General features: G+C 67.2%; 14 protein-coding genes and 1 tRNA gene. 7 read left to right on the top strand and 8 right to left on the bottom strand.

The window, feature by feature from the left end:
• Nucleotides 1-209: 209 nt before the first annotated feature.
• Nucleotides 210-1922 (bottom strand): 30S ribosomal protein S1, encoded by a 1713-nt coding sequence (gene rpsA, locus QZ814_RS12270; protein WP_294332574.1) that lies wholly within the window; start codon nt 1920-1922, stop codon nt 210-212.
• Between the two features lie 391 nt (nt 1923-2313).
• Here rpsA and QZ814_RS12265 point away from each other — a divergent pair, with 391 nt between their 5' ends.
• The gene (locus tag QZ814_RS12265) at nt 2314-2625 is read left to right on the top strand and encodes a hypothetical protein (protein WP_294332572.1); all 312 of its coding nucleotides are present in this window, start codon (nt 2314-2316) and stop codon (nt 2623-2625) included.
• Between the two features lie 202 nt (nt 2626-2827).
• On the opposite strand, the gene QZ814_RS12260 is transcribed toward QZ814_RS12265, so the two are convergent.
• From QZ814_RS12260 to aroA, 4 genes are all read right to left on the bottom strand, one after another.
• A complete protein-coding gene (locus tag QZ814_RS12260; protein ID WP_294332571.1) occupies nt 2828-3454 on the bottom strand; it encodes an FMN-binding negative transcriptional regulator in 627 nt (208 codons plus the stop codon).
• Between the two features lie 73 nt (nt 3455-3527).
• Nucleotides 3528-4142 (bottom strand): (d)CMP kinase, encoded by a 615-nt coding sequence (gene cmk / locus QZ814_RS12255; protein ID WP_294332568.1) that lies wholly within the window; start codon nt 4140-4142, stop codon nt 3528-3530.
• Nucleotides 4143-4202: 60 nt separating this feature from the next.
• A complete protein-coding gene (locus QZ814_RS12250) occupies nt 4203-5192 on the bottom strand; it encodes a proline iminopeptidase-family hydrolase (RefSeq protein WP_294332564.1) in 990 nt (329 codons plus the stop codon).
• On the bottom strand, nt 5189-6517 hold the full coding sequence (aroA, locus tag QZ814_RS12245; protein ID WP_294332561.1) for a 3-phosphoshikimate 1-carboxyvinyltransferase: 1329 nt from the start codon (nt 6515-6517) through the stop codon (nt 5189-5191). Before aroA ends, QZ814_RS12250 begins: the two co-directional genes overlap by 4 nt.
• A gap of 104 nt (nt 6518-6621) precedes the next feature.
• On the opposite strand from aroA, the gene QZ814_RS12240 reads away from it, so the two are divergent.
• Together QZ814_RS12240 and QZ814_RS12235 are read left to right on the top strand one after the other, a co-directional pair.
• The gene (locus QZ814_RS12240; protein WP_121074901.1) at nt 6622-6948 is read left to right on the top strand and encodes a TIGR02300 family protein; all 327 of its coding nucleotides are present in this window, start codon (nt 6622-6624) and stop codon (nt 6946-6948) included.
• Nucleotides 6949-7030: 82 nt separating this feature from the next.
• A tRNA-Ala gene (locus QZ814_RS12235) sits at nt 7031-7106 on the top strand.
• Nucleotides 7107-7510: 404 nt separating this feature from the next.
• On the opposite strand, the gene QZ814_RS12230 is transcribed toward QZ814_RS12235, so the two are convergent.
• Nucleotides 7511-8416, bottom strand: a complete 906-nt coding sequence (locus tag QZ814_RS12230) for a LysR family transcriptional regulator (protein ID WP_294332555.1) — start codon at nt 8414-8416, stop codon at nt 7511-7513.
• A gap of 116 nt (nt 8417-8532) precedes the next feature.
• Between QZ814_RS12230 and QZ814_RS12225 the strand changes: the two genes are divergently transcribed.
• Together QZ814_RS12225 and QZ814_RS12220 are read left to right on the top strand one after the other, a co-directional pair.
• Nucleotides 8533-9258 (top strand): DsbA family protein, encoded by a 726-nt coding sequence (locus QZ814_RS12225; RefSeq protein ID WP_294332553.1) that lies wholly within the window; start codon nt 8533-8535, stop codon nt 9256-9258.
• 1 nt (nt 9259) lies between these two features.
• Complete coding sequence (locus QZ814_RS12220; protein WP_294332551.1) at nt 9260-9649, top strand: nuclear transport factor 2 family protein; 390 nt, start codon at nt 9260-9262, stop codon at nt 9647-9649.
• Between the two features lie 214 nt (nt 9650-9863).
• Here the strand turns inward: QZ814_RS12220 and rlmJ are convergent, their stop codons facing one another.
• Nucleotides 9864-10694 carry a 23S rRNA (adenine(2030)-N(6))-methyltransferase RlmJ gene (rlmJ, locus tag QZ814_RS12215; protein ID WP_294332549.1) on the bottom strand — a complete coding sequence of 277 codons (831 nt, stop codon included), beginning with the start codon at nt 10692-10694 and terminating at the stop codon, nt 9864-9866.
• Between the two features lie 230 nt (nt 10695-10924).
• The gene (locus tag QZ814_RS12210) at nt 10925-11506 is read right to left on the bottom strand and encodes a pseudouridine synthase (protein ID WP_294332603.1); all 582 of its coding nucleotides are present in this window, start codon (nt 11504-11506) and stop codon (nt 10925-10927) included.
• A 408-nt stretch (nt 11507-11914) separates the two neighbouring features.
• Here QZ814_RS12210 and QZ814_RS12205 point away from each other — a divergent pair, with 408 nt between their 5' ends.
• A complete protein-coding gene (locus QZ814_RS12205) occupies nt 11915-12745 on the top strand; it encodes an alpha/beta hydrolase (protein ID WP_294332601.1) in 831 nt (276 codons plus the stop codon).
• Nucleotides 12746-12938: 193 nt separating this feature from the next.
• Nucleotides 12939-15686, top strand: coding sequence for a TonB-dependent receptor (locus tag QZ814_RS12200; protein WP_294332547.1), 2748 nt, complete (start codon nt 12939-12941; stop codon nt 15684-15686).
• Nucleotides 15687-15850: the final 164 nt, after the last annotated feature.

Here is a 15850-nt window from a genome sequence, read left to right as displayed (position 1 = left end):
CTGGGCCACTTGCTGAACCAGTTCGGATCGGATCATTATTTCCCCCGCCATTTCAGAACCATATCCCGGAACGGTGCGATCGGGACAATCGTTTGCACTAACCTATGTCTATCACCCGTAACAATCCGCCTTTCGAATGAACGAAAAAACGGGGCGCTCCGTGTCTGGAGCGCCCCGTTCCTGTTTCCGCCTTGTCGGCAGGCTAAGGCTTACTTCTGTTCGCCGCGCGCCTTCAGCGCCTCGCCCAGAATGTCGCCCAGCGACGCGCCCGAGTCGGACGAACCGTACTGCGCAACCGCCTGCTTCTCTTCGGCGATCTGCATCGCCTTGATCGAGAAGGTCGGCTTCTTCGAACGATCGAAGCCGGTGACCATCGCGTCGAACTTCTGGCCGACCTGGAAACGCTCCGGACGCTGCTCGTCGCGGTCGCGGCCGAGATCGGTGCGCTTGATGAAGCCGGTCGCGCCATCGTCGCCAACCTGCACTTCGAGGCCCGCGTCGCGGACTTCGAGGACGGTGACGGTTACGACCGAGTTCTTGCCGAGGCGATCCGCACCACCGGTCGAACCGGCGGCGGCGACGCCGCCACGCTCGAGCTGCTTCATGCCGAGCGAGATGCGCTCCTTGTCGGCTTCGACGGCCAGAACGATCGCGGTGACGGTCTCGCCCTTGCGGTGCAGGGCCAGCGCGTCTTCACCCGAGATGCCCCAGGCGATGTCGGACATGTGGACCATGCCGTCGACGTCGTTGTCCAGGCCGATGAACAGGCCGAACTCGGTGGCGTTCTTGACTTCGCCCTCGACGGTCGAACCGACCGGGTGCTCTTCGGCGAACTTCTCCCACGGGTTCTGCTGGGCCTGCTTGAGGCCGAGCGAGATGCGGCGCTTTTCCTGATCGACCTCGAGCACGACGACTTCGACTTCCTGCGAGGTCGAGACGATCTTGCCCGGATGGACGTTCTTCTTGGTCCAGCTCATTTCCGACACGTGGACCAGGCCCTCGATGCCGGCTTCCAGCTCGACGAACGCACCATATTCGGTGATGTTCGTGACGCGGCCCGACAGCTTGGCGCCGACCGGGTACTTCGCGCTCGCGCCATCCCACGGATCGCTCTCGAGCTGCTTCATGCCCAGCGAGATGCGCTGCGTGTCGCGGTTGATGCGGATGATCTGAACGCGGACGGTGTCGCCGATGTTCAGCACTTCCGACGGGTGGTTGACGCGCTTGTAGCTCAGGTCGGTGACGTGCAGCAGGCCGTCGATGCCGCCCAGGTCGACGAACGCACCGTAATCGGTGATGTTCTTGACGACGCCGTCGATCACCTGGCCCTCGGCGAGGCTCTGGATCAGGCCCGAGCGCTGCTCGGCGCGGGTTTCCTCGAGCACCGCGCGACGCGACACGACGATGTTGCCGCGCTTGCGATCCATCTTGAGGATCTGGAAGGGCTGGGCGATGTCCATCAGCGGGGTGACGTCGCGCACCGGGCGGATGTCGACCTGGCTGCCCGGCAGGAAGGCCACGGCGCCATTGAGGTCGACGGTGAAGCCGCCCTTGACGCGGCCGAAGATGACGCCTTCGACGCGGGTGTTCTGGGCGAATTCCGCTTCCAGCTTGTCCCAGGCGGCTTCGCGGCGGGCGCGGTCGCGGCTGAGCATCGCTTCGCCGTTCGCGTTCTCGACGCGGTCGACATAGACTTCGACTTCGTCGCCGACCTTGAGGTCCGCCTTCTGGCCGGGGGCTGCGAATTCGCGCAGCGGCACGCGGCCTTCGGACTTGAGACCCACGTCGATGACGGCGAGGTCGTTCTCGATGCCGGTGACGGTGCCGATCACGACGCGGCCTTCAAAGCCGTCCGCCTGACCGAAGGTTTCGTCGAGCAGTGCCGCGAAATCGTCGCGGGAAGGTGTTGCCGAAGTGGCCATAAAAGAGTGTTTCCTAACGTTCGTTTTTCCGGCCAACCGGTTGGATCCGGCGGTCTTGTGGGCCAGAAATGCCGCGGCGGCCGAATGCCGGTCGCGACATCCTTCGTACGGCGACAGGTGGAGGACGGGCAGGCCGCGCCGAAACGCGAAAAGGGCGCATGGAAGCAAGCTTCCAGCACCATCCCCCACGAGCACCCGCCCGCAGGACGCGCGCGCTGTACCGCGAGCGGGTCGGAAACGCAAGGTTTTCGCGCATCGTGCCAACGGCGAACGATCGGTTCCATTTCGGAGACAAAGAAGTTTGTCGGAGTGTTCTACCTATCGTAATCTTGTATCGCTGGAGGATAAGCTGCCCGAGAATCCTCGGTGGCTTCGAACAGGGAGCGGCACGATGCCCTTTTTACTCAAGGAGTATTTCAGCGGCGCCACGTTGGCTGCTTCCAGCCATTCCCCGACGGCGACTCCGGGCGGTGAACAATTCGACCAGATCGGATGGAGCCCGCAGGTCGCGTGCCTGCCGCTCGTCGACGGGGGGGTGTATCGACTGGATGATCCGCACCGGCCCGGCCATCGGCAGCGGATCCGAGTGGAACGAGTCGGCAAGGAGCACAACGTCCTCACCTACACCGTGGAAGGAGAGGTTTGCAGCAGTTGCTGCCTGCACGCCGACGCCCACGCGCATGCGGAGCCGGTGGCGGCGTGACGGATGGCATAAATTGCAGCGATCCCCGCTGCAGAAGATGCCGCCAAAGACAGCGGCTGGACCGCCGCGTGCGGCAGTCTTCGTGTCGCGGTCGGCGCTAGGGCGCTTTCACCTTGAGCAAACACCTTGGGCGAAGACGCTCCAGCTTTTGATTGCCGCATTTTCAGAGGCGTCGATCGTAAACGGTCGACTTGAAAATGCGCTAGGCGCGCGGTCCGGTGCCGACTTCGTCGGCGAGGGCTGCATTACCGTCCGCCCGCAGCGCCCGTTCCACTCCGGCGCGATTTTCCGGCGGCTGGTTCTGACTGACCTTCCACTTGCCCGTGAGCTGGTCCACCGCGATCTCCAGGCCGACGATGCCCCGCAGCTGGCCTTCGATGAAGTCTGCCGGCGCATCCGTCAGGCGCCACGGCGCCGGACGGCCCTGCTCGTGGGTGGCGGTCAAGCCCGATAGCTGATCGCGCAGCCAGTCCCGGTCTTCGAGGATGCGAGGCGTGCCCCGGGCTTCCACCGCAATATAGTTCCAGGTCGGCACCGCTTTTCCGTGCGCGTGCTTGGTCGGATACCAGTTCGGGCTGACATAGCCTTGCGGTCCGTGGAACAGAATCAGTGCCGGCGTTCCCTCCCGCAGCTGCGCGACCTGCTCGTTGGCTTTGGCAAGATGGGCCAGCAGCCGCGTGCCGCCCTGCGCCACGGCGAGCGTGAACGGAAGCAGGTTGGCCATCAGACCCGCCGATCCACAGGTGATCAGCGTGCCAAGCGGATAGGACCGGATAAGGGCGTGGAGAATGTCGGGACGATCTTCCCGGAAGGCAGGCGGTCGATACATGGTTCGCCGCATAAACCAGCCACGCCCGCGATCCTATCGCGTCGTGAGCGCCGGGATCGGGGCCGCCGATTGTTCAGCGGCGCTCGACGATCTCGATCGCGCGCTGCACGGCGGCGTCGATCGACAGGAAGCTGGTGTCCAGCGTCGCGGCGTCGCTGGCCTGGGTGAGGGGGGCTTCGCTGCGCTTCGAGTCGCGTTCGTCGCGGGCGCGGATGTCGGCCAGCACCTTGTCGAGGCTGACATTCTGCCCGGCCTTGCGCAGCTCGAGATGGCGGCGCTGGGCGCGGATCGTCGGCGTCGCCTTGACGAACAGCTTCACCTCGGCCTGGGGCGCGATCACCGTGCCGATGTCGCGGCCGTCGAGCACGGCGCCACCGGGCTGCTGGGCGAATTTCTTCTGGCGCTGGAGGAGGGCGGCGCGCACCAGCGGGTGCGCCGAGACGATCGAGGCGACCTGGCCCACCGCATCGCTGCGCAGCGCCGGATCGTCGAGCAGCGCGTCGTCAAAGCTGCTGGCAGCCACCGCATCGGCTTCCTTCGCGGGATCCAGCCCCTCGCGCAGCACGGACGCGGCGACGGCGCGGTAGAGCAGGCCGGTATCCAGATGGGGCAGGCCATAATGGCGGGCGAGCGCACGGGCGATCGTGCCCTTGCCCGAAGCCGCGGGTCCGTCGACAGCGATGATCATGCGGCTCCCTCGCCAGTGCAGGCCGTCCCGTCAAGGGACTTTGCCGCGAAATTGCCGCAATCAGGCCGCGTCGTGGCGCGCCATCCAGCGGCGCAGCAGCGCGAGATAGGCGTCGGGCTGGTCGATGGTGAGCGCATGCGCCGCGCCGCGTATCACGCGAAAGCTCGCCCCCGGCACCCGCCGCGCATAGTCGCCGATCGTCGCCGGTCGCGCCTCGTCCCATTCGCCGCAGGCGAACAGCGTGCGTGCGCCCGGCAGCCGCGCGAGCAGCGGTTCGCCGTCATAGCTGCGCAGGGTGCCGGTGGAGACGAATTCGCTCGATCCCCACATGCGCTGGTAGAGGTCGTGGCCGGCGCGGGCGGGATGGGCAGCGCGATAGTCGGCGATGACGGCAGGCGTGCGGCTGCGGACGACGTGTGCGGCGTAATAGGCGTCGGTCGCGAGATCGCATTGCGCGATCGCAGGCGACGCCGCGGTTTCGCAGGCCGACAGGGTCGCGCGCCACTGCGCCGGCATCTCCGCGCGCAGGATCGCGGCATCGGCGAGCCAGCGCTTGGTGGCGACCAGCGGCGATTGCAGGATCAGGCTGGCGGTGCCGGGGCGCTGCCGCGCGCCATATTCGAGCGCCATCGTGCCGCCCCAGCTGCCGCCGCCGACATGCCAGCGGGCGATGCCGAGCGCGTCGCGGATGCGATCGAACTCGTCGACGAATCGCTCGACGCGCCAGTTGCGTGGATCGAGCGGGGCGTCGGAGCGGCCGCTGTCGAGCTGGTCCCACAGGATCACCGCGCGCTCGTCGGCCAGCGCGGTGAGCGGCAGCAGCCCGGCATGGCCGCCGCCCGGGCCGCCATGGGCATAGATCAGCGGCGGGCGCGGGGCCTGCAGGTCGCCGTTGATCCGCACATAGACCTGACCGCCCTCCACCGGCACCATCAGCTCGCGGTCCGGATCGATCCGGATCGGCGCCGGTTCGGCGAGGGCGAGCGCGGGCGCCGCGACCAGTCCGGCCGCGAGGCCGGTCAGGACATCGCGGCGCCCGGCCCGGATCATGCGGCGGTAAGCGCGTCTAACGTGGGGAAGAAATTGGGGTAGCTGGTCGCCACCGGCGCCACGTCGTCGATCGCGATCGGCTGTGCGGCGGCGAGCGCCGCCACCGTCATGCTCATCGCGATGCGGTGGTCGAGCTTGGTCGCGACCGATCCACCGCCGGCGAGCGGCGTGCCGCCGGAGCCCTGGATGGCGAGGCCGTCCTCATACTCCTCGGTCACCACGCCGCAGGCCTCGAGCGCGGCGCGCATCGTCGAGATGCGGTCCGATTCCTTGACGCGCAGTTCGTGCGCGCCGCGGGCGACGGTGCGGCCCTCGGCGAGCGCGGCGGCGACGAACAGCACGGGATACTCGTCGATCATGCTCGGCGCGAGATCGGCGGGCACCTCGATCGCCTTGAGCGGCGCATGGCGGACGACGAGATCGGCGACCGGCTCGCCGCCGACGGTGCGGGCGTTGGTCTCGGCGATGTCGGCGCCCATCAGCCGCAGCGCGGTGATCAGGCCGGTGCGCGTCGGGTTCATGCAGACATTGGCGATGGTGATTTCCGATCCCGGCACGATCGACGCCGCGACCATCCAGAAACCGGCGGACGAAGGATCGCCCGGCACGACGAGGTGCTGGGGCTTCAGCTCGGCCTCGCCGGTAATGCTGATGACCTTGCCCTCGGGCGAGTCCTCGACGGTCAGCTCGGCGCCGAAGCCGCGCAGCATCCGCTCGCTATGGTCGCGGGTGGGGACGGGCTCGGTCACGCGGGTGATGCCGGGCGTGTTGAGGCCCGCGAGCAGGATCGCCGACTTCACCTGCGCCGATGCGACGGGCAGGGTATATGCGATCGGCACCGCCGGGCACATGCCGCGGAGCATGAGGGGCAGGCGGCCGCCGGGGCTGGCGGTGATCTCGGCGCCCATCTGGCTCAACGGCTCGATCACGCGGCCCATCGGGCGGCTGGAGAGCGAGGCGTCGCCGGTGAAGGTGGCGGTGATGCCGTGGCTCGCCACGAGGCCCATCAGCAGGCGGGTGGAGGTGCCGCTATTGCCCATGTCGAGCGCCTGGGCCGGCTGTTGCAGCCCGCCGACGCCGACGCCGTGGACGCGCCAAATGCCGTCTTCGCCCCGTTCCACCTGGGCGCCCATCGCCCGCATCGCCGCGGCAGTGGCGAGCACGTCCTCGCCCTCCAGCAGGCCTTCGATGCGGCTTTCGCCGACCGCGAGCGCGGAAAACATGATCGCGCGGTGGCTGATCGACTTGTCGCCGGGGACGGTTACGGTGCCGCGCAGCGGACCACGGGCGGCGAGGGTGAGAGGGCGGGGTTCAGCGTTCGACATGGCCGCGGCTTTGACAGGCGGCTTGCAGCATGGCAAGGCGCGCCCCACTTTCCGGGATCACATCCCGAAATCTCCGAACACAGCGAAAGGCGAAGAGGCAACACATGGTGAAGCCGGAATGGGGCACCAAGCGCAGCTGCCCGAAGTGCGGTACGCGCTTCTATGATCTGACCAAGGACGAGCCGGTCACCTGCATCAACTGCGGTTTCGCCTGGGAGCCCGAGCCCATCCTGAAGTCGAAGCAGCCGCTGCCGTTCGAGGCAGTGAAGGCCAATACCGACAAGCCGGAAGCGGAAGATTCCGATCTGGTGGGCGATGACGATCTGGACATCGGTGCGGACGACGAGGAGCCCTCGCCGGACGACGACGTCGATCTGGGCGGCGACGATGACCTGGGCGTCGAGACCGTCAGCGACGACGACGAGCAGTAAGTTCGAAAAAATTTGGCAAGCGCGAAAAAGGCGCTTGCCAACCCGGCGAGGCCCTTATAGAGGGGCCGCCTTCCCGGGGAATGGGGCCGTAGCTCAGCTGGGAGAGCGTCGCAATGGCATTGCGAAGGTCAGGGGTTCGATCCCCCTCGGCTCCACCATTTCCCCTCCCAAGCGACTAACGTCGCTTCGGTTTTTCTCGGACGGTTCCCGTCCTCGCAGATCCTCTCACCACAGTAATCCTGACGCCGACGAAGGTCATGACCCGGCTTGCCGAGGCGCTCGCGTCGCACGTCTCCGGTCGGAGCCTTGGGGCAGGGGGCCGATTCGCCGCATGCGCCGCAGCCCGGCCTTCCCATCGGCCGCAGCTTCCGCCCCCGCACATCTCTGCGATTCAGAATTGCGGTGCGGGATGGCCGACCTCGGTAGCAGCGAAGGCGAGTCTGCTTTCGACGACGTGAACGCCTGTGCGGGGTAGGCCCCGGGCCAGCTGAGGTGCGCTGTTCAGGCCGCGCGCATGGCACGGTGCTGCAGCCGTTCGTGTGCCTGGACCTGTCCTCGACTGCTATCCTCGATCGTCGAGCGCGTCGGACCGGACGGCGGCGAGCAGCATGTCGACAAAGGCCGTCACCTTGCGCGGCCGAAATCGCGTGGCCGGCGCGACGGTATAGATGCCGCCCGACGGAAGCTCCCACTGCGGCAGGACAGGGTGCAGGCGGCCCGCGGCCAGATCCTTCGCGACGAGATAGTCGGGCAGCACTGAAAGCCCGCCGTCGCCCAGCACCGCGGCCAGCACCCCCGGCGTCGTGTCGATCGCGATGCTGGCGCGCAGGCGCACCGTCTGCTGCTCGCTGTCGCCGCGCGCGAAGGTCCAGGCGAGCGGGTCGCGCAGCGCCCGGTTGGCGATGAAGGGCAGGGCGGCGAGATCGTCCGGCCGATGCACCGCCGCGATCCGGTCCGAAAGACCCCGGCCGGCCACCAGCAACTGACGAAATGTCCCGATCCGGCGGGCCAGCAGGCTGGAATCGGGCAGCCAGCCGACGCGGATCGCCAGGTCGATCCGGCCATCGGCGAGATCCTGGGTCGCGTCGCCCAGCGTCAGTTCCACCTGGCAGGATGGATAGCGCGCGGTGAAGGCGGTCACCACCGGCACGACCGCGGTGGTGCCGTAATCGTTGGGCGCCGTGATCCGCAGCACCCCGCTGGGCTCGGCACCCGCCAGCGTCAGCTCGTCGACCGCTTCTTCGGCTTCGCGCAGGATCAGCACGCAGCGGGCGTGCAGCATCCGGCCGGCATCGGTGGGCTGTACCCGCCGTGTCGTTCGTACCAGCAGACTGGTCTGGAGGTCCTGCTCGAGCAGGGCGACCTGCTGGCTGACCACCGCCTTGGTGATGCCCAGGCGCTCGGCAGCGCGGGTGAACGAGCCCGTGTCCACCACGGCGGCGAAATAGGAGAGGCGGTTCAAGTTCATGATGCGCACCGATGGGGGAGGCCTGATTGTAAGCCAACGGCATATGGTATGTATAGTTTGTTGGTCTTCTGCGGCCAATTCGCGCGTGGCATATCCAGGGGCCGAGGAGACCCGTCATGGCCGATGTTGCGCACGCTACCTACCTGTTCGATCCGCTGTGCGGCTGGTGCTATGGCGCGGCGCCGGTTCTCGAACGACTTGCCGCCGATGCCGCGCTTGCCATCACCTATCTGCCGACCGGGCTGTTCGCAGGCTCGGGGGCGCGGGCGATGGACACCGCGTTCGCCGCCTATGCGTGGCGCAACGACGAACGGATCGCCGAGATGACCGGCCAGCCGTTCAGCGCCGCCTATCGCGATCGGGTGCTGGGCGTGCCCGGATGGTTCGACTCCGGCCCTGCGACCCTGGCGCTCACCGCCGTCGCGCAGACGGCCGCCGATCGCGAGGCGGAGGCCTTGCGGGCCATCCAGGCAGCGCGTTTCGTGGAGGGGCACGATGTTACCGATCTCGCGGTGCTGATCGAAACGCTGCGCGGGCTCGACCTTGCCGAGGCGGCCGACCGGCTGGCGCGGCCCGACGACGCCCTGCGCACCGCCTGCGCGGCGCGTGTCCAGCAGGGCCAGGCGGCAATGCGCCGGTTCGGCGCCAATGGCGTACCCGCGATGCTCGCCGGCAGCGGCGAGGTGTGCCGGCTGCTACCGGCCGACGCGCTGTTCGGCGATGCGGGCGCACTCGCCGCCGCGCTCAAGGCCGCGATGGGCGCGCGCTTTCCCGGGCTGGGCATGGGTGTCGCCCTCGATATTGGTTCCAAGGGCGCCACCGGCGAAATGCAGCGGGGTTGAGATGCGCACGAATCTGGAGGTGATCCGCGCGACCTATGAAGGCGCGTCGGAAGACAAGGGCCGGGCGCTGATGGCGGCCTTGGCTCCCGACGCCCGCTGGACCGAAGCGGCGGGCTTTCCCTATGCCGGCACCTATGTGGGGCCGGACGCCATTGCCGCCGGCGTGTTCCAGCGGCTGGGCAGCGAATGGATCGGCTATCGCGCGGAGGTGCATAGCTACCTCGCGGACGGCGACCGGGTGGCCGCGTTCGGCGTGTATTCCGGCACGTATAAAGCCACGGGCAAGGCGATGCGGGCCACCTTCGCGCACCTCTATCGGCTGAAGGACGGCAAGATCGTCAGCATGGAGCAGGTGGTCGACAGCGCGGTGGTGCGGGCCGCGATGGCGTAGCGGTTCATGTCTGCGGACGGACGACGCCGGTCCGTCAACCGCACCATGAGCATCCGGCCCGGGGCGGGCAGCCGCTTTCCGATGGGGAAGACCTACCTCTCACCTTCCGCAAAAACCGGCCCGCGTGGCGTCCGCGCTGCGTCGCGGGACAGCGCCGCGGCGTCCCAAGCCCGCGGGTGCAGCCGAGCCGCCGATCCCTCGACCAGGCGCCGTTTCACGCATTCAACCAGTCCGCGCTGATCTCGCCCCGGTGCCCTTCCGGCGCGAGCGCGGCGCGGAGTGCTTCCAGCAGCGGCGGCAGCGCCTGGGTGAAGGCATAGGGCGGGTTGACGATGAAAAGGCCCGCGCCATTGTAGAGTCCGGGTTGATCGGCATCGTACAGCCAATGCTCCACCGACAGGAACTTCGGGATGCCGAGGTTGCGCAGCTTGTTCTTCCACTGCTGGTGCGTCCCGCGGTCCTTGAGCGGGTACCAGATCACCGTCACGCCATGCGCCCATTTGCGGTGTGCGGCGGCGAGCGTCGCGGTGATGCGGGCGCGTTCGTCGGTCTGCTCGTACGGGGGATCGACGACGACCACACCGCGCGGCGTGCGCGTCGGCAGCATCGCCAGCCAAAGCTCATAGGCATCGCGCTCGTGCACGGCGGCAGGCGTGCCGCGCATCGCGCCGCGCAGGACATGGGCGTCCTCGGGATGCTTCTCGTTGAGGATCAGCATGTCCTGCGGGCGCAGCAACTGCGCGAGGAACTGCGGGGAGCCGGGGTAGAGGTGCGGCGCTGCCCCTGCATTCACCGCCTGCACCGCAGCCCGGTACGCGTCCAGCAGGGGATTCGTGTCGGCAAAGGCCCGCAGCACGCCGTGCGCAGCCTCGCCGGTGCGCTGGGCCTGCTCCCCGCCAAGATCGTAGAGCCCGCAGCCGGCATGGGTGTCGATCAGGGTCAGCGCGCCCGGCTTTTGCTGCAGGGCCCGGACGAGCGCGATCAGCAGGCTGTGCTTGACGACATCGGCGCTGTTGCCGGCATGGAACGAGTGGCGATAATTCATGGACGTCGAAAACCCTGCCGATTGGCTGTTGTACCCGCTACCGGGCGAGGAAGCCGATCGCGAGACGATGGCGGCAACCGATCCGGCACGCCCCTGTGCCGGGCGGAGGGCGTCGACGCCGCTCTGCGCGACCCCTCAAATCAGCTTTCGCGGTCGACGGCAACCGGGCAGCGCGGGCAGCGTTGCTCCGCCCTCCCGCCGGCTGTCCCCCGGGCGCCCGCCGAACGGCGTCATCGGCCCGGCGCGCCGCTGCCCGTCTTGCCGGGGCTGGCGCCCTCCGCGAACTGGCCCGGCGCGATCCCGGCGACCGACCAGTCGCCGATCGACCAGCGGACCAGCCGCAGCGTGGGCAGTCCGACCGCCGCCGTCATCCGGCGCACCTGCCGGTTGCGCCCTTCGCGGATGGTGATCTTCAGCCAGCTGTCGGGGATCGACTTGCGCTGGCGGATCGGCGGATCGCGCAGCCACAGGTCCGGCGCGTCGATCCGCGCAACTTCGGCCGGCAGCGTCATGCCGTCGTTGAGCATGACGCCGTGCCGCAGGGGTTCCAGGTCGGCGTCCCGCGGATCGCCTTCGACCTGGACGAGATAGGTCTTGGGCATCTTGAAGCGCGGATCGGCAATGCGCGCCTGCAGCCGCCCGTCATCGCACAGCAGCAGCAGGCCCTCGCTGTCCCGATCGAGCCTGCCGGCGGGATAGACGCCCTTGACCGCGATGAAATCCGACAAGGTCGACCGCAGCGTCGGCGATCCGCGATCGGTGAATTGCGAAAGGACCCCGAAGGGTTTGTTGAACAGCAGCAGCCGGGGCATGCCGCACCCATAGCGCTGGGCGGCGGCGATGTCTTCCGGCGCTTGTCGCCCTTCGTGGCAGGCGACCCCGCCGAGCAGGCGGATCGTCATCGCCGGCATCGCGTGCGGGTGCGTGCTTCCCCGATATGCCCGAAAGGCCCCCGCCGGCGACGGCCCACCCTATACGCCCGTTCAATTTCGCCCGCGTAACGCTGCTGCCATTGCTTGCCGGCAGGGGCGGTCCCGTTCGGACCGGCACCGATTCACGCATCGATACAAGGGAACGCGGCGATGAACGGATTTGGAGACAGGTTTGGCGTCACGCGCCGCGAACTGCTCGAGGGCGCGCTGGCGGTGGGTGCGGTCGCAGCACTCGCGCCGGCAGCGCAGGCAATGGCGCAGGGCCACCCACAACATGGAGACACGACCATGGCGACGATCACCGTCAAGGACGGCACGACGATCTTCTACAAGGACTGGGGCCCCAAGACCGCCCGGCCGATCGTCTTCCACCATGGCTGGCCGCTCTCGTCGGACGACTGGGATGCGCAGATGCTGTATTTCCTGGCGAACGGCTTCCGCGTCATCGCGCATGATCGCCGCGGCCATGGCCGCTCGACGCAGACCGATACCGGCAACGACATGGCGACCTATGCCGCCGACGTGATCGAACTCGCCGATGCGCTGGACCTGAAGAATGCCGTGCATATCGGCCATTCGACCGGCGGCGGCGAAGTGGCCGCCTATGTCGCGCGGGCGAAGCCCGGCCGCGTCGCCAAGGCGGTGCTGGTCGGCGCGATCCCGCCGCTGATGCTGAAGACCGCCAGCAACCCCGGCGGCCTGCCGATCGAGGTGTTCGACGGCTTCCGCGCCGCGCTCGCCGCCAACCGCGCGCAATTCTATCTCGATGTGCCGAGCGGCCCGTTCTACGGCTTCAACCGGCCGGGGGCCAAGGTCTCGCAGGGTGTGATCCAGAACTGGTGGCGCCAGGGCATGATGGGCGGCGCCAAGGCGCAATATGATTGCATCAAGGTCTTCTCGGAAACCGACCAGACCGACGATCTGAAGAAGATCCAGGTGCCGGTGCTGTTCCTGCACGGCGACGACGACCAGATCGTGCCCATCGCCGATTCCGCCCAGCTCGCGGTGAAGCTGGTCAAGAAGGGCGAACTCAAAGTCTATAAAGGCTTGCCCCACGGCATGCTCACCACCCATGCGGACGTGTTGAACCCCGATCTGCTTGCCTTCATCCGCAAGTAAACGAGGCGGGGCCGACTTCCGGGACCGAAGGTCGGCCCTTTCTCCAGAGGCCATGTAATAAAAAAGTAATAATCGTCATGAAAATTTAACAAATTTCTTCTGTCCCCATTGGCGCTCCGGCGCCCTCTACCCGGTCGAACCGCGCTTATTGCGCGGTGCAACACGACCGCATCCACGGGGGATATCGAAGATCATGGTGAACAAGCGCACCCTTTGGCTGGTGACGACGGCGCTCGGCTGCGTCGCGCAGCCCGCTTTGGCGCAGGACCAGCAGAGCGCCGCCGACGCGCCGCAGGACATCGTCGTCACCGGCTATCGCGCCAGCCTCGAGCAGGCACGCGACCTCAAGCGCAAGTCGGCGATCATCCAGGATTCGATCGCGGCCGACGACATCGCCGCCTTCCCGGACCTCAATCTCGCCGAGGCGATCCAGCGCCTGCCGGGCGTCGCGATCAACCGCGAAGCCGGCGAAGGGCGCCGCATCAGCCTGCGCGGGCTCGGCCCGGACTTCACCCGCGTCCAGCTCAACGGCATGGAAGTGCTCGGCAACGTGGACTCGCCGCAGGACAGCCGCGGCCAGAATTCGCGTGACCGCGCCTTCGACTTCAACCTGTTCGCCGCCGAGCTGTTCAACCGCGTCGACGTCGAGAAGTCCTACCAGGCGATCCAGACCGAGGGCGGCCTGGCGGGTACCGTCGGCCTGCATACCGGCCGGCCGTTCGACTATGCCGGCACCAAGGCGGTCGTCTCCGCTCAGCTCGGCACCAACACGCTGACCAAGGACGCGCAGCCGCGCTTCACCGGGCTGCTGTCGAAGAACTGGGGCAATTTCGGCGTGCTGATCTCGGGCGCCTATAGCCACCGCAACACCCGCGAAGAGGGCTTCGACACCTATCGCTGGCGCCGCAACAAGGCCAATGGCAGCGACGTCTCGGCGCTGACCGCCGACCAGCAGGCCAAGATCGCATCGGGCGACCTGCGCTTCGCGCGCGGCAACCGCCTGTCGGTGTGGGACAGCACCCAGGACCGGCTGGGCCTGACCGCCGCGATCCAGTGGAAGCCGAGCGACAAGATCAACCTCGCGCTCGATGGCCTGTACGGCGAGTTCAAGGCCGACCGCTTCGAGACGCACCTCGCCTCGCGCGGCGGCGGCGGCTCGACGTGGCTGGGCGGCGCGCAGACCTTTGCGGGCGTCACCTACAAGAATTCCAAGATCAACCAGATCCACTGGAACGACCAGAACGAGGTCGATTATCTCGACGTCGACGGCGCCAACACCGCGACCGAAACCCGCACCCAGAAGACCAAGAACATCTTCAAGCAGCTGGTGCTGAGCGGCGACGCGGCGCTGAGCGACAACCTCAAATTCTTCTTCACCGGCGGGGTCGAGCGCTCGAGCTACGACATGCCGGTCAGCGACAAATTCTACCTCGAAGCCTATGGCGGCGTGATCTCGGACTATCGCGGCGGCACCTATTCGCTGGTCAACACCTATAAGTGGGACACCGGCAACCCCGCGCTGTGGCACGCCCACAACCTGCTGATCTCGTCCAACTATCAGGACTCGGCGTTCGACACCGCCAAGGGCCGATTCGAATTCTCGGTGAGCCCCGACGACAAGCTGTCGTTCGGCGGCGAATGGCGCCGGTTTGAGAACAGCGGCTACAGCCGCGGCGGCCAGGTCAATGTCTACCAGACCGAGTTCCAGACGGGGAAGGTCAGCGCCAACATCGCCAACTATGCCCAGGTCTATACCGGCTATAGCGGCCAGAACTGGGTGGTGGTCGATTACAACAAGGCGCTGAGCCAGCTCGGCATCGATCGCAACGCCTATCTGGGGCCGAAGCTGAGCGTCTACGGCGTCGAGGAGCGCACCGGCGCGGCGTTCGCGCAATATGACTGGGACCACCATCTCGGCAGCCTGCCGTTCCGCGGCAATATCGGCGTGCGCTACTATCGCACCGATCTGACCTCGTCGGGCTTCTCCACCGGGACGGACAGCAAGGGCAACACGATCGGCAGCGGCAGTGCCAGCATCGGCAAGAGCTATGACGGCGTGCTGCCGGCGATGAACCTCACGCTGGAGCTGCAGAAGGGCCTGCAGGTCCGCTTCTCGGCCGCCAAGAACATCAACCGTCCGACGCTGAGCGCGCTGGCCGCCAATGCCTCGGTATCGCTCAACGACGACGGCACCTACAGCGTCTCGGTCGGCAACCCGGACCTCAAGCCCTACAAGTCGACCGACCTCAACCTGTCGATCGAGCATTATTTCGGCCGGGTCGGCTATGTCGCGCTGGGCGGCTTCTACAAGCATCTCGACGGCTTCATCGCCACCAAGACGCTGTCGAACGTGCCCTACAGCATCACCGGCCAGCCGACCACGCTGGCGCCGAACCTGACGCCGAACACGATCATCACCAGCTATTCGATCCCGGTGAACCTCGACGGCACCGATCTGGTCGGCATGGAGCTGGCCGGCCAGGCCGACTTCACCTTCCTGCCGGCGCCGTTCGATCACTTCGGCGCGAGCGGCAACTTCACCTACCTCGATTCGAAGTACGACTATCGCAAGATCTACGGCGCGGACGCGATCCGCACCACGCTGGAAGGGCTGAGCCACGTCAACGCCAATGCGACGCTCTATTACCAGGACGCCAGGTTCGACGCGCGCGTCTCGGTCAATTATCGCAGCGGCTATGTTTACAGCGCCTCGCCGGTCTCGACGAGCCTCGGCAAGGATCAGGATCTGACCGGCTATGCGCCGACCACCTATGTGGATGCCTCGGCGCATTACAACCTGACCAGCAAGGTCCAGCTGACCCTCGACGCGATCAACCTGACCAACCAGCGCGAGAAGCAATATTCGGACAGCACCCAGCGCCTCTATGTCGTCACCCGCGCGGGGACGACGGTGATGGGCGGCGTCCGCATCTCGTTCTGAGCCTTGCCCCGGGGCGGGACGGTCCTACCGTTCCGCCCCGGCCCCGGTTGGCCTTCGGGGTCAACAATCTGTCATCATCGACTGATAGCCGCGCCTGCGGAGGCAAAGGGTCTGCGCGGGCGTCGGCAATCGTACCGGTGGGTTTCTGGGGCGGCGCTGATCCT

Origin of the sequence: uncultured Sphingomonas sp. (assembly GCF_913777625.1) — a bacterium.
Classification (GTDB): domain Bacteria; phylum Pseudomonadota; class Alphaproteobacteria; order Sphingomonadales; family Sphingomonadaceae; genus Sphingomonas.
This window is presented reverse-complemented; position numbering and strand designations above follow the sequence as displayed.